We start from the raw sequence: 26,522 nt of genomic DNA, 5'->3' as shown, positions 1-26,522 counted from the left end.
GCCGCCCCTGCTCGGGCGGCCCGAAGGGCAGAACGAAATGGCCGTTGACCTGGCCTTTAAGCGAGCTGCCTGCAAGGCAGAACGAAATGGCCGTTGACCTTAAAGACGTTGACCTTAAAAGCCGCCTGCAAGGCAGAACGAAATGGCCGTTGACCTTAAAGACGTTGACCTTAAGAGCCGCCAGCAAGGCAGAACGAAATGGCCGTTGACCTGGCCTTTAAACGAGCCGCCTGCAAGGCAGAACAAAATGGCCGTTGCCTTAAAAAGGCCGCCCGCCTCCGGGCACCACTAAACCGTTCCCCTGGCTTCCCGCCAGTAGCCGATCAGCGTCAGGTAATTCTCTTTCACCTGCTGAATCAGCGCCTCATCGCTGAGCTCACCCTGCAGCCACTGACGTGAGGGCTGGCCGAAAATGGTGCGACCGACGGCAAAACCTTTCACCCAGGGTGCCTGAGCGGCGGCGGCAAAACCGGCTTTGAGCTGGGCTTCTGGCGCATCCAGGCCCAGCAGCAGGATACCGCGGCAGTGCGGATCGTTCTGCTCAATAAGCTGGCTGATTTGCTGCCAACGCGGCGCGGACATTGGCGGCAGCTTCCACCAGTCGGGCTGTACGCCGAGCTGGTAAAAGTGGCGGATAATTTCAACATAGTGCGCTTCATCGCGATCGGCGTTATCTTCCGGCAGAATCACTTCCAGCAGCAGTTCATGACCCGATTTATTACAGCCACGCCAGACGTCGAGCACCAGATCGTCCTGCTCCTGACGCATCGCGGCGACATCCTGTGGATGATAGAACACCAGGCACTTCACCACGTGCTCCTGCGGCCAGTCGATCAGCTGTGAGCCGATATTGCCATGCTCAAGGCGCAGCGGCCGTGAACTGGGTAATTCAATCGGGCGACCAATCCACCAACCTTTACCGGTGATGGCATTGAGCGCGGGTTGGCCGTAAGTGGTATCCGCCAGAATACCGCTGCGATCGCCGAGACCCGCTTCACTGGCGGCGGCTTCGGCGCCTTTTAACAGCAGTAGTTTCAGCTGCGGAATACGTGTTTCATCCACCCCCGCTTCACGCGCCATGTCCGCCAGCTGTTTGCGATGGTCGAAGGCAAATACGCACAGTTCAGGCCATTGGCGCTGGCGAGTGGTCACGCGGTGCAGATGATTGAGCCGTGCATCACGGTCGGGACGCGGTACGTCGCGATCGCGGCTGAGATAATCATCCAGCTCCTCTTTGGTTGGCATGGCCGGTGCACAGCCGTGGCGCGAGACCACTAATGCGCCGCAGGCGTTGGCATAACGACAGGCCTGCGTCCAGCCTTCATCATTCAACCAACCCCGCAGCAGACCAGACATAAAGGCATCGCCAGCACCCAGCACGTTCAGCACCTCAACGCGCACGCCGCTGTGTAGCGTGGTCGCTTCCCAGCTGTCGGGAATTGCCGCTTCAAATACCACGCAGCCAAGCGGGCCGCGTTTACAGACCAGCGTGGCGTTGCTCGACTGACGAATGTTTTTAAGCGCGGTGAGCGTGTCGGTGCTGCCGCCCGCGATATGGAACTCCTCTTCGGTGCCGACAATCAGATCGAAGTAGTGCATCACTTCCTGGAGCTGCTGCGTCACCTGTTGCGATTCGATAAAGCGTGTTTCGCCGTCGCCCAACGAGGTTAATCCCCACAGCACCGGACGATAGTCAATATCCAGCGCGGTGCGCAGGCCGTGACGGCGCGCAATATCCAGCGCTTTAACCACCGCCGCGCGGGTGTCCGGATGGGAAAGATGGGTGCCGGTCACGGCCACCGCACGGGCTGAGCGAATGTACTCTTCATCGATATCATCCGGCTTCAGCGCCATATCGGCACAGTTATCGCGGTAGAAAATCAGCGGAAAGGTCTCTTCATCTTTGATGCCCAGCATCACCAACCCGGTGAGCCGCGCCGGATCGGTAATCAGGTATTCGGTATCACAACCGACGCGCTGCAACGATTCGCGCAGAAAGCGGCCGTTATGTTCATCGCCAACCCGCGCCAGCATGGCGGATTTCAGCCCCTGAATCGCGGTGCCATAGGCCACGTTGCCCGACGAGCCGCCAAGATATTTCGCGAATGTGCTCATATCTTCCAGCCGCGCACCGATTTGCTGACCATAAAGATCAACGGCTATGCGGCCAATACAGATCACATCAAGCCGCTTCTGTTGTGTACTCATACCTGTGATTTCCTTCTGTAATAAGCAGACATCGCCAGCCCGGACATCCAGAGCTGTTGCCTGACTGGCCAGGCGTAATTATGTTCAGGGAGTATGAGGAATAAATATTCCAAAAACAATATGGAATGAAATGTTCACCTCAAAAGTGTGAGTAAGCTAAAACTCTTCACGCAGCAGCAAGCCGTTTGTTACCTGCAATAAAAGGCAGCAGAAGAGAATAAATTAGCCTGATCTGCCGTTACAGCAGCGGCAAGGCGCGGCATGAGCGGATGAAATACTTTTCAGCTAATCGCCATGATTGAATGGTCTGTTTCATCAGAAGCGCGCTGATACTGACGAAGATCACCGTTTCATTTCAATATTTGATCTCACTCGCAAAATGAAATGTTTCTTCTGTAATCATATTTTATGAAAAAAATATTTGTTTATAATCGCCTCACGTTTCACTTTTAAGCCGTCTCATCAGGCGGCCTGACGCTCACTGCTGGCAGGCGGTGACTTACTCGTAAAGGATAATCCCATGGGCACCATCAGATTAACCACGGCACAGGCGCTGGTGAAATTCCTCGATAACCAATTCATCAATGTTGATGGCGTGGAGAGCAAATTCGTCCACGGCATTTTCGCTATTTTCGGTCATGGCAACGTGCTGGGACTGGGACAGGCGCTGGAACAGGATCGTGGTGAGCTGATGGTTTACCAGGGCCGTAACGAGCAGGGAATGGCGCACGCGGCGATCGGTTTTGCCAAACAGAAATTACGTCGTCAGATTATCGCCTGTTCCTCGTCTGTCGGACCGGGCGCGGCCAACATGATTACCGCGGCGGCCACCGCGACCGCCAACCGTATTCCGCTGCTGCTGCTGCCGGGCGACGTGTTTGCCACCCGCCAGCCCGATCCGGTATTGCAGCAGATTGAGCAGAGCCACGATCTGAGCATCAGCACCAACGACGCCTTTCGTGCGGTCAGCAAATACTGGGATCGCGTCAGCCGTCCGGAGCAGCTGATGACCGCCTGCATTAATGCTATGCGCGTGCTGACCGATCCGGCAGAAACCGGCGCGGTAACGCTCTCCTTGCCGCAGGACGTGCAGGGCGAAGCCTGGGATTATCCGGACTATTTCTTTCAGAAACGGGTGCACCGTCTGGATCGCCGCCTGCCGGTTGAGGCGCAGCTACAGGATGCGCTGGCGCTGCTGGCGACAAAACGCAAACCGCTGATTATTTGCGGCGGCGGGGTGAAATATTCCGGTGCGGGTGACGCGCTACGCGCCTTTGCCGAACGCCATCAGATACCCTTCGCAGAAACGCAGGCAGGCAAGGGTACGCTGGTGTCTGACCACCCGCTTAACGTCGGCGGCGTCGGCGAAACCGGTTGTCTCGCGGCTAACCTGCTGGCCAAAGAGGCCGATCTGGTTATTGGCGTAGGCACGCGCTACACCGATTTCACCACCGCGTCGAAATGGATTTTTCAACATCCGGATGTGAGCTTCCTCAACATCAACGTCAGTAATTTTGACAGCTACAAGCTGGATGGCGTGCAGCTGCTGGCTGATGCGCGGGAAGGGCTGAGCGCACTGGATGCACGGCTGGCGGCTCAGGGTTTCAACAGCGGCTGGGGCGCACAGATTGAGCAGGCGCAGAGCAAGCTGTTGAAGGAGACGCAGCGCGTTTACGCCGCGGTCTACAGCGGCGAAGGCTTTGTGCCGGAAATTGATGATCATCTCGATCGCGAGGCGGTGTGGGCGGAGTTTAATCGCCTGACGAACTCTTTTCTTACGCAAAGCAGCGTCCTCGGCACGCTTAACGAGCAGTTGCCAAAGGACGCGGTCATCGTTGCGGCAGCCGGTAGCCTGCCGGGCGATCTTCAGCGCATGTGGCGTACTCAGGATTACAACGGCTATCACGTGGAATATGGCTACTCCTGCATGGGCTACGAAGTTAACGCCTCGCTGGGCGTCAAGCTGGCAGAGCCACAGCGCGAGGTGTTTACGCTGGTAGGCGATGGCTCCTTCATGATGCTGCACTCCGAGCTGGTGACCTCTATTCAGGAACGGGCAAAAATCAACGTAGTGCTGTTCGACAACATGACCAACGGCTGCATTAACAATTTGCAGATGGAGCACGGCATGGACAGCTTCACCACCGAATTCCGCTTCCGCGACAGCGAAACGCAGGCGCTGAACGGCGGTTTTGTGCCGGTGGATTTTGCCGCTATCGCCGCCGGTTACGGCTGTAAAACCTACCGCGTCAGCACGCTGGAGCAGCTGCAACAGGCGCTGGAAGATGCGCAAAAACAGACGGTTTCCACGTTGATTGACGTCAAGGTGCTGCCGAAAACCATGATTCACAAATATTTCAGCTGGTGGAACGTCGGCGGTGCGCGCGTTTCACAATCTGAACGTGTTGATGCCGTGGCGACCATGCTCGATGAGCACCTTGCCCAGGCGCGCAAATACTGATTTTCCCGACAGGGGCTGGCAACGGCCCCGGATAACCCTCTGAACCCTGTAATCTGGAGTCATTATGACGCTCAAACTTGGCGTAATCGGCACTGGCGCAATCGGCCAGGAACATATTCGTCGCTGCAGCAAAGTGCTGCAGGGTGCCACCGTAGTGGCGGTATCCGACATCAACGTTGATGGTGCACGCGAAACGCTGCGCAGGCTTGATCTGCAGGCGGAAGTTTACGCCGACGGCTTTGAGGTGATCAATTCACCGGATGTCGATGCGGTGCTGGTGACCTCATGGGATCCCACCCACGAAGCCTTTACCCTGGCCGCTGTGGCCGCAGGCAAGCCGGTGTTTTGTGAAAAGCCGCTGGCGCTGAGCGCTGAAGGCTGTCGCCGCATCGTTGACGCGGAGATTCAGCACGGCAAACGTCTGGTGCAGGTCGGCTTTATGCGCCCTTACGATGCCGGTTACCGCGCGCTGAAAAAAGTGATCGTCGACGGCGAGATTGGCGAGCCGCTGATGCTGCACTGCGCGCACCGTAACCCAACCGTGCCGGAAAGCTATACCACCGATATGGCGATCACCAGCACGTTGATTCACGAGCTGGACGTGCTGCGCTGGCTGACCGATGACGATTTTAAATCGGTGCAGGTGGTCTATCCACGCGTGACCTCTAAAACGCATGCTCGCCTGAAAGATCCGCAGATCGTGCTGTTTGAAACGCAGAAAGGCGTGCGCATTGATGTTGAAGTGTTTGTGAACTGCGCCTACGGCTATGACATTCAATGTGAAGTCGTGGGTGAAAACGGCATCGCTCGCTTGCCGGAGCCGTCCAGTGTGCAGCTGCGCAAAGATGCGCGCCTCTCCACTTCGATTCTGACCGACTGGAAAGATCGCTTCATCGATGCCTACGACGTTGAGCTGCAGGCTTTTATCAACGATGTGCATGCTGGCCAGCTCACCGGGCCTTCTGCCTGGGACGGTTTTGCGGCTTCGGTAGCGGCTGATGCCTGCCTGAAAGCGCAGAACAGCGGCATCATTGAGACGGTCGAAATGCCGCCGCGCCCTGAGTTTTATAACCGCTAATTTCTCTCTCTGGACGCTCGCGTCTTCAGGAAACGATCATGAACAGTGAACGGGTAAAGCTGGCCATTGCGCCTATTGGTTGGACCAACGACGATATGCCGGAGCTGGGTAGCGAAAATACTTTCCAGCAAACGGTCAGTGAAATGGCGCTGGCAGGATTCACCGGCAGCGAAGTGGGCAGCAAATATCCGCGCGATCCGGCGGTGTTAAAACCGATGCTGGAAATCCGCGGCATACAGATCTGCAACGCCTGGTTCAGCACCTTCTTTGCCAATGGCGATAAGGCCAGAACCATTGATGAGTTCATCAATCACATGAACTTTCTGCACGCCATGGGCGCCAAAGTGATCGGCTGCTCTGAACAGAGCAAAAGCATTCAGGGCACTACGCTGGCGGTGTTTGATGACAAGCCGCATTTCACCGACGAAGAGTGGCGGCTGACCGCCGAAGGCTATAACGAATTAGCTGAAATCGCGGCGGAAAAAGGCATGCAGGTGGCGTTGCATCATCATATGGGCACCGGCATTCAGACGCGCGCTGAGATCGATCGTTTCCTGGCAGAAACCAATGACAACGTCTTTTTGCTCTACGATACCGGCCATGCCTATTACTCTGAGGGCAGCCAGCAGGAGATGTTAGCGATTCTGGATCGCTATCTGCCGCGTATTAATCACGTGCACCTGAAAGACGTACGCGATGACGTGGTGGCGCAGATTCGCAACGAGAGGAAGTCGTTTCTGGATGGCGTGCGCGCCGGTACGTTTACCGTGCCTGGCGATGGCGTGATCGATTTCCGTCCGGTGTTCGCGCTGCTGGATGAGCGTGGATACACTGGCTGGATGGTGGTGGAAGCTGAGCAGGATCCGGCGCTGGCCAACCCGTTTGAATATGCGGTAAAAGCACGAAAATATATTCGTGAAACCGCCGGGATCTAATCGGGTGATGCGGAGATAAAACGTGGGAAGGGCGGCATAATGCCGCCCTTTTTTATTACTTCAGCGTCACGGTATTAACGATATTTTCCGCTTCGGTCTGCGCCTGCTGCTGGTTGTCAGCGGGCAGGCTGATCTGCATGGTCAACAGCTTGCCGTCGACTTTGGCTAAAATCACCGATGACCAGGAAGACTGGTTCTTGGCAGACACCACAGAATCAAGACGCTGTGCTGGCTGGCCTTTCAGCGTGATCGCCTTGTTGCTGACCACCTGAAGCTGCGGATCGCGGTTACGCTGCTGCGCTTCCAGTCGCTGCGCCAGCACGTCGAGGCCATCGTTGGTGGCATCGCCTTCAATGACAATAATCGCCTTTTCGCCGCCTTCATTGGCGTAAACGTGCATATTATTCGCCTGCGTGCCCAGTTTGCCGCTCTTGTCAGACATGCCTGCTGGCAGCGTAAAGCTCAGTTTGCCATCCATTAACGTGACATTTTGCGACGTCTGACTGGCGCTGGCGCCATTATCATCAGCGGCGGCCTTGTCCGTTTTTTGATCACAGGCGGCCAGACCGACCACCAGTAAACCAATTCCTATATATTTCGCTACGTTACGCATCAGGATCCCTTTATCAGTTTGCGAACAGGTGTGTTGCTGCAGCTATAGAATCTGAATCAGCCACTAAAAGCAACTCGCCATGAGTGACAGAATCTTAGCTGCTGACGCGCGGCTTCACCATGCTCCGCTAGCTGAAATTAAGCGCACGCCGCTCGGAACGTTCAGCCAGACGCTTCAGCGCCGCATTGAGCAGCACGCCATAAGCCGGCAGGAAGAACACCATGCAGATAAGCACCTTGAAGCTGTAATCCACCAGGGCGATCTCGACCCAGTTCTGCGCCATGAACGCATCGGTGCTTTTGTAGAAGGCGATAAAGAAGAACGCCAGCGTATCGCTGATGTTGCCGAGGAACATGGCGGCGGCAGGAGCAACCCACCACTGCGGCAGCGCGCGCAGACGGTTAAAGACGTGCACATCCAGAATCTGCCCCAGCGCATAAGCCATAAAGCTGGCGCAGGCGATACGCGCAACAAACAGGTTCATCTCTTTCAGCGCGGCGAATCCCTGCCACTGCCCTTCATAAAAGGCGGCGGAGACACAATAGGAGATCAGCAACGCCGGAATCATCACCGCCAGAATGATGCGACGGGCCAGCGGCGCGCCAAAAATACGCACGGTGAGGTCGGTGGCGAGAAAAATAAACGGAAAGCTGAACGCGCCCCAGGTGGTATGAAAGCCGAAAATAGCGATCGGCAGTTGCACCAGATAGTTGCTGGAGATGATCACTAACAGATGGAACAGGGAGAGCCCAATCAGCGCATGCATACGCTGACGTTCGGTGAAACGAATCATGATAAGCCTTTTTTAAGTGGGGTTAGGGAACCCATTGGTCATTGTCTGCGATATCGCGCGGCAACGACGTTGCTGCGGCGTGACATCGCCAGCTATGGATAACGTGATCTATAAGCCAGCGCAGCGGTTGCTGCCTGCGCATAACAGCACAATTGCTCATAAAACGCGCCGCATCTTACCGCGACAGGGCGTTAATGCAATGGTTAATTTTAGCGCAAACGATATCGTTGACCACACGGCTTGCGCCCGGTGGCGTCAGGGGTAAAATGTGCGGCCATTCCCCCTGCGAGAGAGAGATGATGAGCGATATTTTCGCCGATGCTGATAAGACGTTGGACGCGCTTGGGCTGCGCTGCCCGGAGCCGGTCATGATGGTCAGAAAAACCGTGCGCCAGATGGCTGACGGCGAAACGTTGCTGATTATCGCCGACGATCCAGCTACCACGCGCGATATTCCCGGATTTTGTCAGTTTATGGAGCACCAGCTGATTGCGCAGCATACCGACAGCCTGCCGTATCGTTATCTGCTGAAGAAGGGATTATAAGGCGGCGCAGGGCCGCCTGGTGAGATTACAGCAGGTAGAGGGAACGCACGATCAGGAAGTGGCCGGCAAAATAGCAGGCGGCAACGATGGCGCTGTCTGCGGTAAAGCGACGGCGAAAGTGCGTGCCGAACCAGATGATATTGGCCAGCAGCAGCAGTGACGCGCCCGCAACCAGCGTGAAGGTGTAGTCGGTAGGCCGGAAGGTATATTGCTCGGCCGCCATCCAGACCATCACCAGCGTCATGCCGATAAAAGTACAGATTGGCCAGCGCAGATCTTCCAGTCGTGTCCAGATGGTGGCAATCAGTAGCGCACCGATGATCAGCAGCGCCAGCGGAATCGGCCAGAAGAAGGTCACGGTCATGTTGGCGGCAAAACTGATGGTGTAAAACAGGTGCGACAGGAAGAACGCGCCCAGCGCCCACAGCATACGCTGGCGCGGCAGCAGCATCAGCGCATCGCCTGCCAGCGTCGCCACCAGGCCAAAGATGATTAAATAATCGGTGGTGGTGAGCGTCGGCGATTGCCACGCCAGCGCCACTAACAGCAGCAGCGTAACCGGTTTAAAAACCCAGCGCTGCCATTGTGGCCCGCGGTAAGAGGCGTCAACGTAGAGCCATCCGGAGAAAAGTACGGCAAGAAAAGACCACAGCATTACCATTTCCTTTTAAACAGGGCGGTGTGCCCGGTGAGTCAAATAACATTCCCATAATGTCGCCTCAAGTTTAGGAGATGAGATCGCGATGTGACAATGGGCGTACTCTGGATGTATCCTTTTGGCCGGCGAAAAAGCCATTACCCGATTCCTGAACAGCGTGAGAGATATTATGAAGCCACCGATCCTCTTTTTTATCGTTCTGGCATGCATTGCGATTCTGGCTACGCGGCAGTTTATCAAGCAGCGTCGCGAGGCGGTGATCAACAATGCTTCGCCGGTGCGTTCACTGGCGGTCGAAGTGAAAAACAAGCAGGAGTTTCCCTCTCCCAACCGCCATTCGCGGCAGCGCGAAGTGATTGCCGGTGAAACCATGCGCTATGAAGCCTGGTTCCATCCGCTGAACGGCGCCGGCGATTTTAAGCTGCCGCTGTGCGCCAGTGATTATCATCAGATGGATAAAGGGGTGAAAGGCGAGCTGAAGGTACAGGGGTCGCGCTTCGTCAGCTTTACGCCCCAGCTGCACTCCGCACGTTAAAAAAAGGCGCCGCGGCGCCCTTGTTACTGTTTGGGATAGTGCTTTTTCTGCCACGCCAGCAGTTCAAATACGCCGAAGAAGAAGATCTTCGCCTGCGTCAGGCCACTGAGCTTTGGCGCATCTTTGGGCTGCGTTGCGCGCAGCAGCACCAGTTGCAAGCCATGCATAATGACCATGAAAAACAGCGCCACGTTCACGAAGTAGGTCAGCGGTTTCGGAAAGGGATGAACCACGTTTAACAATAAAAAGGCCCAAACAAACAGCATTAACAGCCGACCGATATTAAGCCACATGCGTCTTCTCCTGACGTGATGCCTGACGAGCATAAAGACGATACGCAACCTGACCGGCAATTTTCTCGCGGTGCAGATTCCAGTTTACCGGCACGGGCGGCATGCCATTTTCCACTTCACTTTCCACGTAAATCAGCGCGTTCTCTGCCAGCCAGCCATGCTGCTCCAGCAGGCTGAGCGTCTGTTCCAGCAGGCCTTTGCGAAAAGGCGGATCGATAAACACCACATCATGCGGTTCGCCAGCCTGTGCCAGCCAGCTCAGCGCATTGGCCTGCACCACGCGGCCATTCTCGGCATTCAGCGCGCTGAGGTTTTTTTGCAGCTGCTGAGCCACCGGCTTCTCCAGTTCCAGCAGCGTGACCGACGCGGCATAGCGTGACAGCGCTTCCAGCCCCAGCGCACCGCTGCCAGCGAAGCAATCCAGACAGCGCGCCTGCTGAATATCCGCTGACAGCCAGTTAAACAGGGTTTCGCGGACGCGATCGGTGGTGGGGCGCAGACCGGCGCTGTCAGGCACCGGTAACTTACGGCCGCGCCACTGTCCGGCAATAATACGAATTTGTCCGGTGCTGCGTGTTTTCTTAATCATCTTGCTCACAACTCGTCATAATTTGTTGCGTAGTTTAACGGGCGAAACCGGCGGAGGAAACGTAAAAAGGGTGCTGTGTCGCGTTGGCAGGAAAGTGTTAGACTAACAGGCTTATTATATGCTTGTTTTCGCAGCCTGGCGCACCGTTGTCCGGGTTTTAGCCATCAAGGAGTTTGGTCGCACCATGGCAAAAGATAAAAAACGTGGCTTTTTCTCCTGGCTGGGTTTCGGTAAGGAAGAGACGCCGCAACAGCCAGCAGAAACGCAGGAAACTGAACAGCTCGCACCCGAGCACGTTGAGACTCCAGCAGAGGTTCAGGCCGAAGAGATCGTTGCTATCACTGAAAAGGTGGCCGAGGCGGAGAAAGTCCAGTCAGAGCCGGTAGCAAAAGAAGCGCCGCCGCGGGATAACGAGACGGTGAATGCTGAAGCCTTCTCTGTGCAAACCGGCGCACCGGATGACGAAATCGCGGCGCCGCCAACGGCCGCACCCATTTCAGAAGAAGAATTAACCGCGCTGGCCATCGGCGAGCTGGAGATTGAACCCGATGCGCCGCTCAGCGATGACGAACTGGCCGCGCTGGCGCTGGCCGATGAACATCCGGAAGCGATTGCCGTAGAGGCTGAACCGGCTGCCGCTCATCCGGAAGCGATTGTCGCAGAGGTTGAGCCGGTTGACGCACATCCTGACGTGATTGCCACAAACGTTGAGCCGGTTGCTGCACATTCTGACGCGATTGTCGAAGAGATCGAACCGGCAGATGACGTGGAAGCGGCTGTGCTGCCTGTTGAGCAGGATCGTCCAACCAAAGAGGGCTTCTTTGCCCGCCTCAAGCGCAGCCTGGTCAAAACCCGGCAAAATCTGGGGTCGGGCTTTATCAGCCTGTTCCGCGGTAAGAAAATTGATGACGAGCTGTTTGAAGAGCTGGAAGAGCAGCTGTTGATTGCCGACGTTGGCGTAGAAACCACGCGCCGCATTATCACCAACTTAACGCAGCAGGCGAACCGCAAGCAGCTGCGCGACGCTGAAGCGCTGTATGGTCTGCTGAAAACCGAGATGGCAGGCATTCTGGCGACGGTAGAAGCGCCGCTGAATGTCGCAGGTAAAGCGCCGTTTGTGATCCTGATGGTTGGCGTGAACGGCGTGGGTAAAACCACTACCATCGGTAAGCTGGCGCGTCAGTATCAGGCTGAAGGCAAATCGGTGATGCTGGCGGCAGGCGATACCTTCCGCGCCGCGGCAGTTGAGCAGTTACAGGTATGGGGCCAGCGCAATAATATTTCCGTGGTGGCTCAACATACCGGCGCAGATTCCGCTTCGGTGATTTTTGACGCCATTCAGGCGGCCAAAGCGCGCGGCGTGGATGTATTGATCGCTGATACCGCCGGACGTTTGCAGAACAAAGCGCACCTGATGGAAGAGCTGAAAAAAATCACGCGCGTGATGAAAAAACTCGATGTCGATGCACCGCACGAGGTGATGCTGACTATTGACGCCAGCACCGGCCAGAACGCCATCAGCCAGACCAAACTGTTCCATGAGGCGGTGGGCCTGACCGGCATTACGCTGACCAAGCTGGACGGCACGGCCAAAGGCGGCGTGATTTTCTCGGTAGCTGACCAGTTCAACATTCCGATCCGCTATATCGGCGTCGGTGAAGGCATCGAAGATTTACGGCCTTTCAAGGCTGAGGATTTTATTGAGGCACTGTTTGCCCGAGAGGACTAATTAGGATGATTCGCTTTGAAGAGGTCAGTAAGGCTTATCTCGGCGGCCGACAAGCGTTGCAGGGCGTGGATTTTCATCTGCGCCCGGCAGAAATGGCGTTTCTGACCGGCCATTCCGGCGCCGGTAAAAGTACGCTGCTTAAGCTGATTTGCGGCATTGAGCGGCCAAGCGCGGGCAAGATTTGGTTCGGTGGTCATGACATTAGCCGACTGAAAAACAGCGAAGTGCCGTTTCTGCGTCGTCAGATCGGCATGATTTTTCAGGATCACCATCTGCTGATGGATCGTAGCGTGTATGACAACGTCGCGATTCCACTGATTATTTCGGGTGCCAGCGGAGAAGATATTCGCCGTCGCGTGTCAGCCGCGCTGGATAAAGTGGGCCTGCTCGACAAAGCGAAAAGTTTTCCTATTCAACTCTCCGGCGGTGAACAGCAGCGCGTAGGCATTGCGCGTGCGGTGGTGAACAAGCCGGCGGTGCTGCTGGCCGATGAACCTACCGGTAATCTCGATAATGCGCTGTCAGAAGATATTCTGCGGCTGTTTGAAGAATTTAACCGCGTGGGCGTAACGGTCTTAATGGCAACGCACGATTTGGGTCTGATTGCCCGCCGCAACTATCGGCTGATGAACCTGAAACAGGGACGGCTGCACGGAGGCAACGATGGTCAATAAACGCAACAAGCGTGCGCCAGCACCCAAAGCGAAAGTACAGTCAAAGAGCAAGGCGCTGAAAGGTGGCTGGCAGGAACAGTGGCGCTACGCCTGGCGCGGCACGCTGTCGGATATGTGGCGTCAGCCGCTGGCTACGCTGCTGACGGTGATGGTGATCGCCATTTCGTTAACCTTGCCCAGCGTCTGCTACATGGTGTGGAAAAACGTTAGCCAGGCAGCCGAGCAGTGGTATCCGGCGCCGCAGCTGACTGTTTATCTGTCGAAGACGCTGGATGACGACGCCGCGGAAAAAGTAGTGACGCAGCTGAAGCAGGAAGAGGGCGTCGACAAAGTTAACTATTTAACCCGCGATGAAGCGATGGGCGAGTTCCGCAACTGGTCCGGTTTTGGCGGATCGCTGGATATGTTAGAGCAGAACCCGCTGCCCGCGGTGGCGATCATCACGCCGAAGCTGAACTTCCAGAATGACAACACCATGCAGAGCCTGCGCGAGCGGGTAGAAAAAGTGGATGGCGTTGATGAAGTCCGTATGGATGACAGCTGGTTTGCTCGTCTGGCGGCGCTGACCGGTCTGGTCGGTCAGGTTGCGGCGATGATTGGCGTGCTGATGATCGTGGCGGTGTTCCTGGTGATCGGCAACAGCGTGCGACTGAGCATTTTCTCACGGCGCGATACCATTAACGTGCAGAAGCTGATTGGTGCCACCGACGGCTTTATCCTGCGTCCGTTTTTGTATGGCGGCGCGCTGCTCGGTTTTGCGGGCGCGCTGTTCTCGCTGCTGCTGTCAGAAATTCTGGTGTTCAGGCTGGAATCGGTGGTGTTGCAGGTGGCTTCCGTATTTGGCACCTCTTTCGTACTGAAAGGGCTGTCGTGGGATGAGTGCCTGCTGCTGCTGTTGATCGCCGCGATCATTGGTTGGGTTGCTGCATGGCTGGCAACGGTACAACATTTACGCCGATTTACACCTCAGTAACCCATCGTCATCTTTTTTGCTATAATCTTCCTCTGCTGCGCGAGAGTGGCCGCAGAGGAAGCTTCCAACTCAGACTTTTCCCCACTTGCAATTGTGTTTAAAATATCCACAATAGTACGCGAACTTGTGGATAACTTTGCGGTCAAAGTAGCACAGAAAGCTTTCAGCACGGGATGGCGATTGACGTAATGTAATCGACCTGACAGGGATTGTGCATCAACATCACTATATTGAGAGGGTTTGAATGACCAAAGAAATGCAAACTTTAGCTATTGCTCCTCTTGGTAACCTGGAATCGTATATTCGGGCTGCCAATGTCTGGCCGATGTTAACGGCAGAAGAGGAAAAAGCGCTGGCTGAACGGCTGCATTACCAGGGCGATCTGGATGCGGCTAAGACGCTGATCCTGTCTCACCTACGCTTTGTTGTTCATATCGCTCGTAACTATTCGGGCTATGGCTTGCCGCAGGCGGACCTGATTCAGGAAGGCAATATCGGCCTGATGAAAGCGGTGCGTCGTTTTAATCCGGAAGTGGGCGTGCGTCTGGTTTCTTTCGCCGTGCACTGGATTAAAGCGGAAATTCACGAGTATGTGCTGCGTAACTGGCGCATCGTGAAGGTTGCCACCACCAAGGCCCAGCGTAAGCTGTTCTTCAACCTGCGCAAAACCAAGCAGCGTCTCGGCTGGTTTAATCAGGATGAAGTGGAAATGGTCGCCCGCGAGCTGGGCGTTTCCAGCAAAGATGTCCGCGAGATGGAATCACGCATGGCGGCGCAGGATATGACGTTTGATATGTCAGCCGATGACGACGCCAGCGAAGGCAAGTCCATGGCGCCGGTGCTTTACCTGCAGGATAAAACCTCTGACTTTGCCGACGGCATTGAAGAGGATAACTGGGAAAGCCATGCGGCGGACAAACTCAGCGATGCGATGCTGGGGCTGGATGAACGTAGCCAACATATTATTCGCGCCCGCTGGCTGGATGACGACAATAAAACCACCCTGCAGGAACTGGCCGACACCTACGGCGTTTCCGCAGAGCGTGTGCGCCAGCTGGAAAAAAATGCCATGAAAAAACTGCGTATGGCGATCGAAGCCTGACGGCAACGATAATGATATGAAGAGAGCGGCCTTAACGGGCCGCTTTTTTTTGCGCGCGGTTTAGTCGTGCTCGACGTTTTTCACCCAGCCATCCGCCTGCGCTCTGAAATCACACGCCTGCATAAAGGCGGCAATCACCTGCTGTTCATCATAGCCATCATCTGCCACCCACCAGTGATCCACCGACGGGTTTTGCGTCAGCGTCTCTTCCAGTAAATAGCCTCCCACGCCGCGCCTGCGCGTAACATCGCGCACGTTAAGCCGCCGAATTTTTCCCTGCGTGCCAGCAATCTCCAGCTGCAAAGCCGCCAGTAAACGATCGTTGAAGCGCGCAGCGTAGACGCGATGCGTGGCATTCAGTCGGGCCGCCAGCGCGGAAATATCTTCATCCGGCCAGATCTTTTGCAGATCGATCCTGTCCTGTGCGCTGAAGTGCTGTAAAGGAAGAATAGTCAGTTTCATGCGGCCGCCATCAGTTGGAAAAGAGCTGGCTAGTGTAGCGAACCGGCGCACAAAATCATCTGTAAGTTTTTTTGTACAAAAACAGAGCAAAGTGATTTTTACAGCGCGCAATTTCCGAGCAAACACCCATACTTCTTTCTGAGAGGCAGCATAACGCGCTGGCAAATGACCAATTAATGTCATTAAAGCGCCAGATAAATATGCTGCGAGCCCCAACAGTTTCTGGATGTGTCATTTGATTTGCAGCAGAAAATTCCTGTTTAATGATCTGAAAAATAAAGTGTTATTACTTATAACCGCCGGATAATTACCCTAACTCGTTATACAACAACGATTTTTAATAATTTACCGGCGCAAGTATGACTACCTGGCAAGCACAACAGATGGGGAAGTGTGGATGAAGATCGGTAAAAGTAATGCATTTCTGGCAGGTTGCGTAGCACTGGCGATGAGCCATGCGGCACTGGCAAAAGATATCAAAGTGGCGATCGTTGGCGCACTTTCCGGTCCTGTTGCGCAGTATGGCGACATGGAATTCACCGGGGCCAAGCAGGCTATCGCGGACATTAATGCCAAAGGCGGCGTCAATGGCAACAAACTGGTCGGCGTACAATATGATGACGCCTGTGATCCAAAACAGGCGGTGGCCGTTGCCAACAAAGTGATCAATGACAATATTCGTTACGTCATTGGCCACCTCTGCTCGTCTTCTACACAGCCAGCATCTGATATCTATGAAGATGAAGGCATCATCATGATTACCCCGGCGGCGACCAATGCCGATCTCACCACTCGCGGCTACAAAATGATCATGCGCACCACCGGCCTCGATTCCGATCAGGGCCCAACGGCGGCGAAGTATGTGATGGATAACCTCAAGCCGCAGCGCATCGCCGTGATTCACGACAAACAGCAGTATGGCGAAGGTCTGGCGCGTTCTGTTCAGGACAGCCTGAAAAAAGCGGGCGCTAACGTAGTGATGTTCGAAGGTGTTACCGCGGGCGATAAAGATTTCTCCACGCTGGTGGCACGCCTGAAGAAAGAGAACGTCGACTTCGTCTATTTCGGCGGTTACTACCCGGAAATGGGGCAGATTCTGCGCCAGGCGCGCGCTGCCGGTCTGAAAACGCAGTTTATGGGTCCGGAAGGCGTCGGCAACTCTTCGCTCTCTAACATTGCCGGGGCCGCGTCAGAAGGCATGTTGGTTACGCTGCCAAAACGTTACGATCAGGTGCCAACCAACAAAACTATCGTTGATGCGCTGAAAGCCGATAAGAAAGATCCAACCGGCCCGTTCGTCTGGACTACCTATGCGGCGCTGCAATCGCTGGTAACCGGCATGGAGCGCAGCAAAAGCGAAGAGCCAGCTGACATCGTTAAAAATCTGAAAGAGGGCGCTCCGGTGCCAACAGTGATGGGTGACCTGAGCTGGGATCAGAAAGGCGATCTGAAAGGCTTTGAGTTTGGCGTGTTCAAATGGCATGCCGACGGCTCTTCTACCGCAGTGAAATAACCCGCTCCTGGTGTCCGATAAGGCGCGGGGCGCATCGACTGACATGCGCCCCGAACGCGTTAGCGATAAACAGCAAGGTTGATCGGGTGCAAACGGCGCATGCATTGCGCCGTCAGCCAGCCGCCAATCCGTTGATGATGTAAAACGTAACGCTGGCAGAAGCCATTCTGCCAGCCTGTTCCTGCGGTTTCGCTGCTTCTTCCCGCAAGCAGTTGTGTAAGGTGTTCAGGTATGTCCGAGCAGTTCCTCTATTTTATCCAGCAGATGTTCAACGGCGTCACGCTTGGCAGCACTTATGCGCTGATCGCCATCGGCTACACCATGGTTTACGGCATTATCGGCATGATCAACTTCGCCCACGGCGAGGTCTATATGATCGGCAGCTACGTGTCGTTTATCGTCATCGCCGCTCTGATGATGATGGGCATCGATGTCGGCTGGATGCTGATTGGCGCCGGTTTTATTGTGGCTATCGTGATCGCCAGCGCCTGGGGCTGGAGCATTGAGCGCGTTGCTTATCGGCCGGTACGCTCTTCCAAGCGCCTGATCGCCCTGATCTCGGCGATAGGCATGTCAATTTTTCTGCAGAACTATGTCAGCCTGACGCAGGGTTCGCGTGATATCGCGCTGCCCGCGCTGGTCACCGGCCAGTGGACGCTGGGTGAAAGCAACGGTTTTGCTGCCACCATTTCTACTATGCAGCTGGTGATCTGGGGCGTGACCTTTGTTGCCATGCTGGCGCTGACGCTGTTTATCCGTTATTCACGTATGGGCCGCGCCTGTCGCGCCTGTGCCGAAGACCTGAAAATGGCCAGCCTGCTCGGTATTAATACCGATCGGGTGATTTCGCTGACCTTTATTATTGGCGCGGCGATGGCGGCGGTAGCGGGCGTGCTGCTGGGTCAGTTCTACGGCGTGATCAACCCCTATATCGGCTTTATGGCGGGCATGAAAGCCTTTACCGCGGCGGTACTGGGCGGCATCGGTAGCATTCCTGGCGCGATGGTCGGTGGCCTGGTGTTGGGTATTGCCGAAGCCTTAACCTCTGCTTATCTCAGCACGGAATATAAAGACGTGGTCTCGTTTGCATTGCTGATTGTGGTGCTGCTGGTGATGCCAACCGGCATTCTGGGTCGTCCGGAGGTCGAGAAAGTATGAAGCTGCTGCTTAACGCTCTGATCTCCTCGTTGATGCTGTTGGTGCTGGCGTCGTTCTTTATGGGCATGCGCCTGAGTCTGGATGGCACACAGCTGGTGGTGAACAACGCTGGCAGCGTGCGCTGGAACTGGATTGCTATCGGCTGTGTTGTGGTGTTCTGCTTCCAGCTGGCGCGTCCGCTGTTTCAGCAGGGCATGAAAAAAATCTCTGGCCCAACGTTTATCCTGCCGAGCATTGATGGCTCTACCGCGAAGCAGAAACTGTTTCTGCTGGCGCTGATTGTAGTAGCGGTTGCCTGGCCGTTTATGGTGTCGCGCGGTACCGTCGATATCGCCACGCTGACGCTGATTTATGTGATGCTTGGCCTTGGCCTCAACGTGGTGGTTGGCCTGTCGGGCCTGCTGGTGCTTGGCTACGGTGGTTTCTATGCCATCGGTGCTTACACTTTCGCGTTGCTGAACCACTATTACGGCCTTGGCTTCTGGCAGTGCCTGCCGCTGGCGGGCCTGATGACGGCGATGTTTGGCCTGCTGCTCGGCTTTCCGGTACTGCGCCTGCGCGGTGACTACCTGGCTATCGTGACGCTCGGCTTTGGCGAAATCGTTCGTATTCTGCTGTTGAACAACACGGCGATCACCGGCGGCCCGAACGGCATCAGCCAGATCCCGAAACCTACCCTGTTTGGCCTGGAGTTTAACCGCAGCGCGCGCGACGGCGGCTGGGACACCTTCCATAACTTTTTCGGTCTGCAGTACGATCCCGGCGACCGCATCATTTTTCTCTATCTGGTCGCCTTGCTGCTGGTGGTGCTGACGCTGTTTGTCATCAATCGCCTGCTGCGCATGCCGTTGGGCCGCGCGTGGGAAGCGCTGCGCGAAGATGAGATCGCCTGTCGTTCGCTGGGCCTCAGCCCGACGCGCATCAAGCTGACCGCGTTTACCATCAGTGCTGCCTTCGCCGGTTTTGCCGGTTGCCTGTTTGCCGCGCGTCAGGGCTTTGTCAGCCCGGAATCCTTTACCTTCGCCGAATCCGCCTTTGTGCTGGCGATTGTGGTGCTGGGCGGCATGGGGTCGCAGTTCGCGGTGATTCTGGCGGCGGTGCTGCTGGTGGTCTCCCGCGAATTGATGCGCGACCTGAATGAGTACAGCATGCTGGTGCTCGGTGGCCTGATGGTGCTGATGATGATCTGGCGGCCGCAGGGGCTATTGCCGATGCAGCGCCCGCATCTGAAGCTGAAAACCCGGCAAAAAGGAGAGCCATCATGAGCCAGCCGTTATTAGCAGTGGATGGTTTGATGATGCGTTTTGGCGGCCTGCTGGCGGTAAATAACGTGGCGCTGGAGCTGCATCCGCAGGAGATCGTCTCGCTGATCGGCCCAAACGGCGCCGGGAAAACCACGGTGTTTAACTGTCTCACCGGCTTCTACAAGCCCTCCGGCGGCAACATCATGTTGCGCGGCCGTCAACTGGCCGGTTTGCCAGGACAGAAAATCGCCCGCATGGGCATCGTGCGTACTTTTCAACATGTGCGCCTGTTTCGTGAAATGACGGTGATTGAAAACCTGCTGGTGGCGCAGCATCAGCATCTGAAAAGCGGCGTGTTTGCCGGGCTGCTGAAAACCCCAGCGTTTCGCCGCCGGGAAGGCGAAGCGCTGGATCACGCCGCCAGCTGGCTGGATCGCATCGGCCTGCTGGAGCTGGCCAATCGTCAGGCGGGCAACCTGGCTTACGGCCAGCAACGCCGTCTGGAAATAGCGCGCTGCATGGTGACGCGGCCGGAAGTGCTGATGCTGGATGAGCCCGCCGCGGGCCTCAACCCCAAAGAGACGCATGAGTTAGATGAACTGATTGCGGAACTGCGCAATGAACACAAGGTATCGGTGCTGTTGATTGAACATGATATGAAACTGGTGATGGGCATCTCCGATCGGATCTACGTGGTCAATCAAGGCACGCCGCTGGCCAGCGGTACGCCAGAGCAGGTACGTAACAATCCGGATGTGATCCGTGCTTATTTAGGTGAGGCGTAAAATGACCGATCCCATGTTAACGCTGGAGAATGTCAGCGCCCATTACGGAAAAATTCAGGCGCTGCACTCGGTAAGCCTGCATATCAATCAGGGCGAAATTGTCACCCTGATCGGCGCCAACGGCGCGGGCAAAACCACGCTGCTCGGCACACTATGCGGCGAACCGCGTGCCAGCCAGGGGCAAATCACCTTTGATGGCAAAATCATTACCGACTGGCAAACCGCTCGCATTATGCGCGAGGCGATCGCTATCGTGCCGGAAGGACGCCGGGTCTTCTCGCGCATGACGGTGGAAGAGAATCTTGCGATGGGCGGTTTTTTTGCCAGCCGACCGCAGTATCACGAGCGCATTGAGCGCGTCTACGATCTCTTCCCACGCTTGCTGGAGCGCCGCCTGCAACGCGCGGGCACCATGTCCGGTGGTGAGCAGCAAATGCTGGCGATTGGCCGGGCGCTGATGAGCCAGCCGCGGTTGTTGCTGCTCGATGAACCGTCGCTGGGTTTGGCGCCAATTATCATCCAGCAGATTTTTGACACCATCGAGAAACTGCGCGCTGAAGGCATGACCATTTTCCTGGTGGAGCAGAATGCTAACCAGGCGCTGAAGCTGGCGGATCGAGGGTACGTGCTCGAAAACGGCCACGTCGTGCTGGAAGATAGCGGTGAAGCGTTGCTATCCAATGATTCGGTGCGTAGCGCGTATTTGGGGGCGTAACGGCCTGGCTTGCTCGTAGGTGAAAGGGTAACGGCCTGGCTTGCTCGATAGCTCGCGGTTGGGCAGTGCGCGCAATGCTCACATACTTTAGTACGCTCCGCTTGTAGGTGAAAGGGTAACGGCCTGGCTTGCTCGATAGCTCGCGGTTGGGCAGTGCGCGCAATGCTCACGTACTTCAGTACGCTCCGCTTGCTGTGCGCTGTCCGCCCGCGATCTCTCTTCGACGCCGACGGCCTTGATCGAGCGGGAAGGTCAAGGGCAAAGGGCCACGTCGAAGGGCAAAGGGCCACGTCGAAGGGCAAGGGGCCACGTCGAAGGGCGCGATTAACGCGCGTTGAAACATAAGTAAGCGTGAAGCGGCTGCGGCCGCTTTTTTTATGGCTGGCGTAGTGAAACCTTGCCGTCATCTCTGCAATCTGGCTGTCACCGGGTTGTCATGTCGTGGTTATTATTCTGTCATTTTCCCGTGTCATGTTACTTCGCGAACAGGAAAAAAGCGTGTTGTTGCACGCACCTACCATGACACAGGAAACCGATATGTCATCTTGCAAACTGGGTTATCGCGCGCTGAGTCTGGCGCTGGGCTTGGCACTGAGCGGTCACGCGCTGGCAGCGACCGAGATACCGTTCTGGCATTCGATGGACGGCGAGCTGGGGAAAGAGGTGGATTCGCTGGCGCAGCGCTTTAACCAGACGCATCCCGATTACAAAGTGGTGCCGGTTTATAAAGGCAACTACGAGCAGAACCTGGCGGCGGGCATTGCTGCCGTGCGCACCGGAAAAGCGCCTGCGCTGCTGCAGGTGTATGAAGTCGGTACGGCAACCATGATGGCGTCGCAGGCGATCAAGCCGATGTATCAGGTGTTCAGGGATGCGGGCATCCAGTTTGACGAGAAACAGTTTGTGCCCACGGTGGCCGGTTACTACACCGATGCGAAAAGCGGGCATTTGCTGTCGCAGCCGTTTAACAGCTCAACGCCGGTGCTCTACTACAACAAAGACGCCTTCAAAAAAGCGGGCCTCGATCCGGAGCAGCCGCCGAAAACCTGGCAGCAGCTGGAAAAAGATACCGATGCCCTGCGCAAAGCGGGCGTGAGCTGCGGTTACGCCAGCGGCTGGCAGGGATGGATTCAGATCGAAAACTTCAGCGCCTGGCATGCGCTGCCGGTGGCCACGGAAAACAACGGTTTTGACGGCGCTGATGCGAAGCTGGTGTTTAATGGCCCGGTGCAGGTGCGCCATATTCAACTGCTGGAAGCGATGAATAACAAGGGCACCTTCACCTACTTTGGCCGTAAAGACGAATCCACCGAAAAATTTTATAACGGCGATTGCGCCATCACCACTGCATCATCCGGTTCACTGGCCGACATCCGCCATTACGCCAAATTTAACTATGGTGTGGGCATGATGCCGTACGACGATACGGTGAAAGAAGCGCCGCAAAACGCCATCATCGGCGGTGCCAGCCTGTGGGCGATGAAAGGCAAAGATGACGCGACCTACAAAGGCATCGCGCAGTTTATGCAGTTCCTTGCTCAGCCAGAGATCGCCGCCGAATGGCACCAGAAAACCGGTTATCTGCCAATCACCACCGCTGCCTATGAGCTGACGCGCAAGCAGGGCTTTTATGACAAAAATCCCGGGGCGGATATCGCCACTCGCCAGATGCTGAACAAGGCGCCGCTGCCGTTCACCAAAGGTCTGCGCCTTGGCAACATGCAGCAGATCCGCACCGCAGTGGATGAAGAGCTGGAAAGCGTCTGGACCGGCAAGAAAACACCACAGGCCGCGCTAGATGCCGCAGTTGAACGTGGCAACCTGTTACTGCGCCGCTTCGAACAACAAACGAAGTAATCCTCCTTCGGGGCGGTATTCGCCGCCCCTGTTTTCTGTTCTGCGTAAGGTTTGCTATGTCTTCAGCCCGCCCCGTATTCCGTAGCCGCTGGCTGCCTTATCTGCTGGTGCTGCCGCAACTCTGCATCACCGTCATCTTTTTTATCTGGCCAGCGGGCGAAGCGCTCTGGTATTCGCTGCAAAACGTCGATCCTTTTGGCATCTCCAGCACCTTTGTGGGCATGGAGAACTTTAGCCGCCTGTTTGCCGATGACTACTATCTCGCCTCGTTCTGGACCACGCTGAAATTCAGCGCGCTGGTGACCTTTTTTGGCCTGAGCATTTCGCTGCTGTTTGCCGCGCTGGTTGACTACGTTTTGCGCCTGCGCCGTTTTTATCAAACGCTGCTGCTGCTGCCCTATGCGGTGGCACCCGCCATCGCCGCGGTACTGTGGATGTTTCTGTTCAATCCCGGTCTCGGCCTGATTACTCACGTTTTGCAGCAGGTTGGCTATCAATGGAGCGTGGCGCAGAACAGCGGCCAGGCGATGTTTCTGGTGGTGCTGGCCTCGGTATGGCAGCAGATCAGCTATAACTTCCTGTTTTTCTTCGCCGCGCTGCAATCCATTCCCCGTTCGCTGGTGGAAGCGGCGGCGATTGATGGCGCCGGACCGGTGCGGCGTTTCTTTCAGCTGTCGCTGCCGCTGATCACGCCAGTGAGCTTCTTTCTGCTGGTGGTCAATCTGGTGTACGCCTTCTTCGATACCTTCCCGGTTATTGATGCGGCGACGCAGGGCGGGCCGGTGCAGGCGACCACCACGCTGATTTATAAAATCTACCGCGAAGGCTTTGCCGGGCTCGATCTCTCCTCGTCGGCCGCGCAGTCGGTGGTGCTGATGCTGCTGGTGATCGTGCTGACTATCGTTCAGTTTCGCTATGTCGAACGTAAGGTGCGCTACCAATGATTGAAAACCGTCCCGGATTGACCTTTTTTAGCCACGCCGTGCTCTGGCTCGGCGTGTTGACGGTGCTGTTTCCACTTTATGTCGCCTTTGTTGCAGCGACGCTGGATAACCAGCAGATTTATCAGGTGCCGATGACGCTGATTCCCGGCGGCCATTTATGGCAGAACCTGCAAACTATCTGGCGCGACGGCGTGAACAGCAACAGTCCGCCGCTGGCGGTGCTGCTGCTCAACAGCACGCTGATGGCGCTGGCGATCACCATCGGCAAAATCAGCGTCTCTATGCTCTCGGCCTTTGCGCTGGTGTGGTTCCGCTTTCCGCTGCGTAACCTCTTTTTCTGGATGATTTTTATCACCCTGATGCTGCCGGTGGAAGTGCGTATTTTTCCTACCGTCGAGGTGATTGCGCGGCTGAATATGCTCGACAGCTACAGCGGTTTAACGCTGCCGCTGATGGCGTCGGCCACCGCCACTTTCCTGTTTCGCCAGTTCTTTATGTCGTTGCCCGATGAGCTGATGGAGGCGGCACGCATCGATGGTGCCAGCCCGATGCGCTTCTTCTGGGATATTGTGCTGCCGCTGTCGCGCACCAATCTGGCGGCGCTGTTTGTGATCATCTTTATCTACGGCTGGAACCAGTATCTCTGGCCGATTCTGATCACCAGCGATGCGCATATGGGCACGGCGGTGGCGGGCATTCGCAGCATGATTTCGTCCGGTGACGGTTCCACGCAGTGGAATCTGGTGATGGCAGCGATGCTGTTGACGTTAATTCCACCGGTGGTGGTGGTGATGGTAATGCAGCGCGCCTTTGTGCGCGGGCTGGTGGAGAGTGAAAAATAATGGCAGGCGTTCGACTTCAGGCAGTAACCAAATCTTATGACGGTAAAAATCAGATCATCCAGCCGCTGAACGTCACGGTCAACGATGGCGAATTTATGGTGATGGTCGGCCCGTCGGGCTGCGGAAAATCGACCCTGCTGCGCATGGTGGCCGGGCTGGAGCGCGTCTCTTCCGGCGATATCTGGATCGATCGCCAGCGCGTTACCGAGCTGGAGCCGAAAGATCGCGGCATCGCCATGGTGTTCCAGAATTACGCGCTCTATCCGCACATGACGGTGGAGCAGAACATGGCGTACGGCCTGAAAATTCGCGGTATGGGCAAAGCGCAGGTGCGCCAGCGGGTGCTGGAGACCGCCCGCAGCCTGGAGCTGGATAAGCTGCTGGATCGCCAGCCGCGCGAGCTGTCGGGCGGCCAGCGTCAGCGGGTGGCGATGGGCCGTGCCATCGTGCGCGAACCGGCGGTGTTCCTGTTTGATGAGCCGCTCTCTAACCTGGATGCGCGTCTGCGCGTGCAGATGCGGCTGGAGTTACAGCAGCTCCATCGCCGTCTGAACACCACCAGCCTGTACGTTACGCACGATCAGGTTGAGGCGATGACGCTGGCGCAGCGCGTGATGGTGATGAACAAAGGCGTGGTCGAGCAGATGGGCACGCCGGTCGAGGTGTACGAACGTCCGGCGACGCGGTTTGTTGCCAGCTTTATCGGCTCACCGGCGATGAACCTGCTGGCAGGCCAGGTCAGCGCCGACGGCAGCAGTTTTATCGTCGCGCCGGACATTGCTATTCCGCTGGGCAAGCCGCGCACCCGCTGGGCCAATTGCGCCTTGACGCTGGGCGTCCGGCCAGAGCATATTCAGCTGGCAACGCGCGACAGCGGCGGCGTGCCGCTGGTGCTGGAGACGCTGGAACTGCTGGGCGCAGATAATCTGGCGCACGGCAAATGGGGCAGCAATCGCGTGGTGGCGCGGCTGCCGCACGCCATCAGGCCCGTTGCCGGTTCACCAATCTGGCTACAGCTGCCGCCAGAAACGCTACACTTCTTCGACGCTAACAACGGTATGCGGATGGAATAATTATGAACAAGCCCTGGCCTTATCCTGCGGTGGTGGCCCATCGCGGCGGCGGCAAACTGGCACCGGAAAACACCCTGGCGGCGATTGACGCCGGTGTGCGCTTCGGCCACACGATGATCGAATTTGACGTGAAGCTCAGCCAGGACGGCCTGCCGTTTCTGCTGCACGACGACACGCTGGATCGCACCAGTAGCGGTTACGGCGTGGCGGGCGAACTGCCGTGGCAAACGCTTAAAACCTTTGATGCTGGCGGCTGGTTCAGCGGTGAGTTTGCCAGTGAAAAGCTGGCGCTGCTCAGCGACGTAGCGGAGAAATGTCGCCAGCATGCGCTGTTTGCCAACATTGAGATCAAACCCTCACCAGGCACCGATCGCGAAACCGGACGCGCCGTGGCGCTGGCCGCCGAACAGCTGTGGCAGGGGCAAGCCGCGCCGCTGCTCTCCTCTTTTTCATATGAAGCACTGGAAGCCGCAATGGCGGCGGTGCCCGCCTTACCACGCGGTCTGCTGCTGGATGAATGGCATGATGAGTGGCAGGCGCTCACCGCGTCGCTGGATTGTGTGTCGTTGCATCTCAACCATCGTCTGCTGGATGCGCAGCGCACGGCACAGCTGAAAGCCGCAGGCTTACGCGTGTTGGTCTATACCGTGAATGATCCTGAGCGGGCCAGAGAGTTACTAAGTTGGGGTGTCGATGCGATCTGTACCGACCGCATCGACACTATCGGGCCTGACTTCGCCTGA

At 56.5% G+C, this 26,522-nt stretch carries 26 protein-coding genes; 19 read left to right on the top strand and 7 right to left on the bottom strand.

Features of this window, described 5'->3' with window-relative positions; translation table 11 throughout:
• Window positions 1-288: 288 nt before the first annotated feature.
• Complete coding sequence (locus tag ACJY2L_RS13050; protein ID WP_439214177.1) at window positions 289-2,208, bottom strand: bifunctional 5-dehydro-2-deoxygluconokinase/5-dehydro-2-deoxyphosphogluconate aldolase; 1,920 nt, start codon at window positions 2,206-2,208, stop codon at window positions 289-291.
• A gap of 520 nt (window positions 2,209-2,728) precedes the next feature.
• Here ACJY2L_RS13050 and iolD point away from each other — a divergent pair.
• From iolD to iolE, 3 genes are all read left to right on the top strand, one after another.
• Entirely contained in the window at window positions 2,729-4,669 is a 1,941-nt protein-coding gene (gene iolD / locus ACJY2L_RS13045; protein ID WP_439214176.1) for a 3D-(3,5/4)-trihydroxycyclohexane-1,2-dione acylhydrolase (decyclizing), read from the top strand.
• A gap of 64 nt (window positions 4,670-4,733) precedes the next feature.
• Window positions 4,734-5,747 (top strand): Gfo/Idh/MocA family oxidoreductase, encoded by a 1,014-nt coding sequence (locus tag ACJY2L_RS13040; protein ID WP_439214175.1) that lies wholly within the window; start codon window positions 4,734-4,736, stop codon window positions 5,745-5,747.
• A 38-nt stretch (window positions 5,748-5,785) separates the two neighbouring features.
• Window positions 5,786-6,682, top strand: coding sequence for a myo-inosose-2 dehydratase (iolE, locus tag ACJY2L_RS13035; RefSeq protein WP_439214174.1), 897 nt, complete (start codon window positions 5,786-5,788; stop codon window positions 6,680-6,682).
• A gap of 55 nt (window positions 6,683-6,737) precedes the next feature.
• On the opposite strand, the gene ACJY2L_RS13030 is transcribed toward iolE, so the two are convergent.
• Both ACJY2L_RS13030 and ACJY2L_RS13025 read right to left on the bottom strand, forming a co-directional pair.
• Complete coding sequence (locus tag ACJY2L_RS13030; RefSeq protein WP_439214173.1) at window positions 6,738-7,295, bottom strand: DcrB family lipoprotein; 558 nt, start codon at window positions 7,293-7,295, stop codon at window positions 6,738-6,740.
• A gap of 127 nt (window positions 7,296-7,422) precedes the next feature.
• Window positions 7,423-8,088 (bottom strand): 7-cyano-7-deazaguanine/7-aminomethyl-7-deazaguanine transporter, encoded by a 666-nt coding sequence (locus ACJY2L_RS13025; RefSeq protein WP_067427085.1) that lies wholly within the window; start codon window positions 8,086-8,088, stop codon window positions 7,423-7,425.
• Between the two features lie 299 nt (window positions 8,089-8,387).
• Here ACJY2L_RS13025 and tusA point away from each other — a divergent pair, with 299 nt between their 5' ends.
• Window positions 8,388-8,633 (top strand): sulfurtransferase TusA, encoded by a 246-nt coding sequence (gene tusA, locus ACJY2L_RS13020; RefSeq protein WP_067435052.1) that lies wholly within the window; start codon window positions 8,388-8,390, stop codon window positions 8,631-8,633.
• A gap of 25 nt (window positions 8,634-8,658) precedes the next feature.
• Here the strand turns inward: tusA and ACJY2L_RS13015 are convergent, their stop codons facing one another.
• Complete coding sequence (locus ACJY2L_RS13015) at window positions 8,659-9,288, bottom strand: lysoplasmalogenase (protein ID WP_067427089.1); 630 nt, start codon at window positions 9,286-9,288, stop codon at window positions 8,659-8,661.
• Between the two features lie 172 nt (window positions 9,289-9,460).
• Here ACJY2L_RS13015 and ACJY2L_RS13010 point away from each other — a divergent pair, with 172 nt between their 5' ends.
• Entirely contained in the window at window positions 9,461-9,826 is a 366-nt protein-coding gene (locus ACJY2L_RS13010; RefSeq protein WP_439214172.1) for a DUF2500 domain-containing protein, read from the top strand.
• A gap of 23 nt (window positions 9,827-9,849) precedes the next feature.
• Here ACJY2L_RS13010 and ACJY2L_RS13005 read toward each other — a convergent pair whose 3' ends face one another.
• Both ACJY2L_RS13005 and rsmD read right to left on the bottom strand, forming a co-directional pair.
• Window positions 9,850-10,119: a DUF1145 family protein gene (locus ACJY2L_RS13005; protein WP_067427092.1), complete on the bottom strand. Its 270-nt coding sequence runs from the start codon at window positions 10,117-10,119 to the stop codon at window positions 9,850-9,852.
• Window positions 10,109-10,708 carry a 16S rRNA (guanine(966)-N(2))-methyltransferase gene (gene rsmD / locus ACJY2L_RS13000; RefSeq protein WP_439214171.1) on the bottom strand — a complete coding sequence of 200 codons (600 nt, stop codon included), beginning with the start codon at window positions 10,706-10,708 and terminating at the stop codon, window positions 10,109-10,111. Before rsmD ends, ACJY2L_RS13005 begins: the two co-directional genes overlap by 11 nt.
• A gap of 184 nt (window positions 10,709-10,892) precedes the next feature.
• On the opposite strand from rsmD, the gene ftsY reads away from it, so the two are divergent.
• The 4 genes from ftsY to rpoH all read left to right on the top strand — a co-directional run bounded on the left by ftsY (window position 10,893) and on the right by rpoH (window position 15,186).
• Window positions 10,893-12,437, top strand: a complete 1,545-nt coding sequence (gene ftsY / locus ACJY2L_RS12995) for a signal recognition particle-docking protein FtsY (protein ID WP_439214182.1) — start codon at window positions 10,893-10,895, stop codon at window positions 12,435-12,437.
• A 5-nt stretch (window positions 12,438-12,442) separates the two neighbouring features.
• Window positions 12,443-13,111, top strand: coding sequence for a cell division ATP-binding protein FtsE (gene ftsE, locus ACJY2L_RS12990; RefSeq protein ID WP_067427097.1), 669 nt, complete (start codon window positions 12,443-12,445; stop codon window positions 13,109-13,111).
• A complete protein-coding gene (gene ftsX / locus ACJY2L_RS12985) occupies window positions 13,101-14,084 on the top strand; it encodes a permease-like cell division protein FtsX (RefSeq protein WP_067427099.1) in 984 nt (327 codons plus the stop codon). Before ftsE ends, ftsX begins: the two co-directional genes overlap by 11 nt.
• Before the next feature lie 244 nt (window positions 14,085-14,328).
• Window positions 14,329-15,186 carry an RNA polymerase sigma factor RpoH gene (gene rpoH / locus ACJY2L_RS12980; protein WP_067427102.1) on the top strand — a complete coding sequence of 286 codons (858 nt, stop codon included), beginning with the start codon at window positions 14,329-14,331 and terminating at the stop codon, window positions 15,184-15,186.
• 60 nt (window positions 15,187-15,246) lie between these two features.
• On the opposite strand, the gene panM is transcribed toward rpoH, so the two are convergent.
• The gene (gene panM, locus ACJY2L_RS12975; protein ID WP_187488875.1) at window positions 15,247-15,648 is read right to left on the bottom strand and encodes an aspartate 1-decarboxylase autocleavage activator PanM; all 402 of its coding nucleotides are present in this window, start codon (window positions 15,646-15,648) and stop codon (window positions 15,247-15,249) included.
• A gap of 397 nt (window positions 15,649-16,045) precedes the next feature.
• On the opposite strand from panM, the gene ACJY2L_RS12970 reads away from it, so the two are divergent.
• From ACJY2L_RS12970 to ugpQ, 10 genes are all read left to right on the top strand, one after another.
• On the top strand, window positions 16,046-17,161 hold the full coding sequence (locus ACJY2L_RS12970; protein ID WP_439214170.1) for a branched-chain amino acid ABC transporter substrate-binding protein: 1,116 nt from the start codon (window positions 16,046-16,048) through the stop codon (window positions 17,159-17,161).
• Between the two features lie 231 nt (window positions 17,162-17,392).
• Window positions 17,393-18,319 carry a high-affinity branched-chain amino acid ABC transporter permease LivH gene (livH, locus tag ACJY2L_RS12965; RefSeq protein WP_067427111.1) on the top strand — a complete coding sequence of 309 codons (927 nt, stop codon included), beginning with the start codon at window positions 17,393-17,395 and terminating at the stop codon, window positions 18,317-18,319.
• The gene (locus ACJY2L_RS12960) at window positions 18,316-19,584 is read left to right on the top strand and encodes a high-affinity branched-chain amino acid ABC transporter permease LivM (protein WP_067427114.1); all 1,269 of its coding nucleotides are present in this window, start codon (window positions 18,316-18,318) and stop codon (window positions 19,582-19,584) included. The genes livH and ACJY2L_RS12960 overlap by 4 nt, the downstream gene beginning before the upstream one ends.
• Window positions 19,581-20,348, top strand: coding sequence for a high-affinity branched-chain amino acid ABC transporter ATP-binding protein LivG (gene livG, locus ACJY2L_RS12955; RefSeq protein ID WP_439214169.1), 768 nt, complete (start codon window positions 19,581-19,583; stop codon window positions 20,346-20,348). Before ACJY2L_RS12960 ends, livG begins: the two co-directional genes overlap by 4 nt.
• Window position 20,349: 1 nt before the next feature.
• Window positions 20,350-21,063: a high-affinity branched-chain amino acid ABC transporter ATP-binding protein LivF gene (livF, locus tag ACJY2L_RS12950; protein ID WP_067427120.1), complete on the top strand. Its 714-nt coding sequence runs from the start codon at window positions 20,350-20,352 to the stop codon at window positions 21,061-21,063.
• Window positions 21,064-21,582: 519 nt separating this feature from the next.
• Window positions 21,583-22,920 carry a sn-glycerol-3-phosphate ABC transporter substrate-binding protein UgpB gene (gene ugpB, locus ACJY2L_RS12945; RefSeq protein ID WP_439214181.1) on the top strand — a complete coding sequence of 446 codons (1,338 nt, stop codon included), beginning with the start codon at window positions 21,583-21,585 and terminating at the stop codon, window positions 22,918-22,920.
• A 56-nt stretch (window positions 22,921-22,976) separates the two neighbouring features.
• Window positions 22,977-23,864 (top strand): sn-glycerol-3-phosphate ABC transporter permease UgpA, encoded by an 888-nt coding sequence (gene ugpA / locus ACJY2L_RS12940; RefSeq protein WP_439214168.1) that lies wholly within the window; start codon window positions 22,977-22,979, stop codon window positions 23,862-23,864.
• Window positions 23,861-24,706, top strand: coding sequence for a sn-glycerol-3-phosphate ABC transporter permease UgpE (ugpE, locus tag ACJY2L_RS12935; protein WP_439214167.1), 846 nt, complete (start codon window positions 23,861-23,863; stop codon window positions 24,704-24,706). The genes ugpA and ugpE overlap by 4 nt, the downstream gene beginning before the upstream one ends.
• Window positions 24,706-25,779, top strand: coding sequence for a sn-glycerol-3-phosphate import ATP-binding protein UgpC (locus tag ACJY2L_RS12930; RefSeq protein ID WP_439214166.1), 1,074 nt, complete (start codon window positions 24,706-24,708; stop codon window positions 25,777-25,779). The genes ugpE and ACJY2L_RS12930 overlap by 1 nt, the downstream gene beginning before the upstream one ends.
• Window positions 25,780-25,781: 2 nt before the next feature.
• The gene (ugpQ, locus tag ACJY2L_RS12925; protein WP_439214165.1) at window positions 25,782-26,522 is read left to right on the top strand and encodes a glycerophosphodiester phosphodiesterase; all 741 of its coding nucleotides are present in this window, start codon (window positions 25,782-25,784) and stop codon (window positions 26,520-26,522) included.

The organism is Duffyella sp. Ts4, from assembly GCF_051851875.1.
Classification (GTDB): Bacteria; Pseudomonadota; Gammaproteobacteria; order Enterobacterales; family Enterobacteriaceae; genus Duffyella; species Duffyella gerundensis.
Note: the sequence above shows the minus strand (reverse complement) of the source record. Positions and strands in the feature narration are given on the sequence as shown.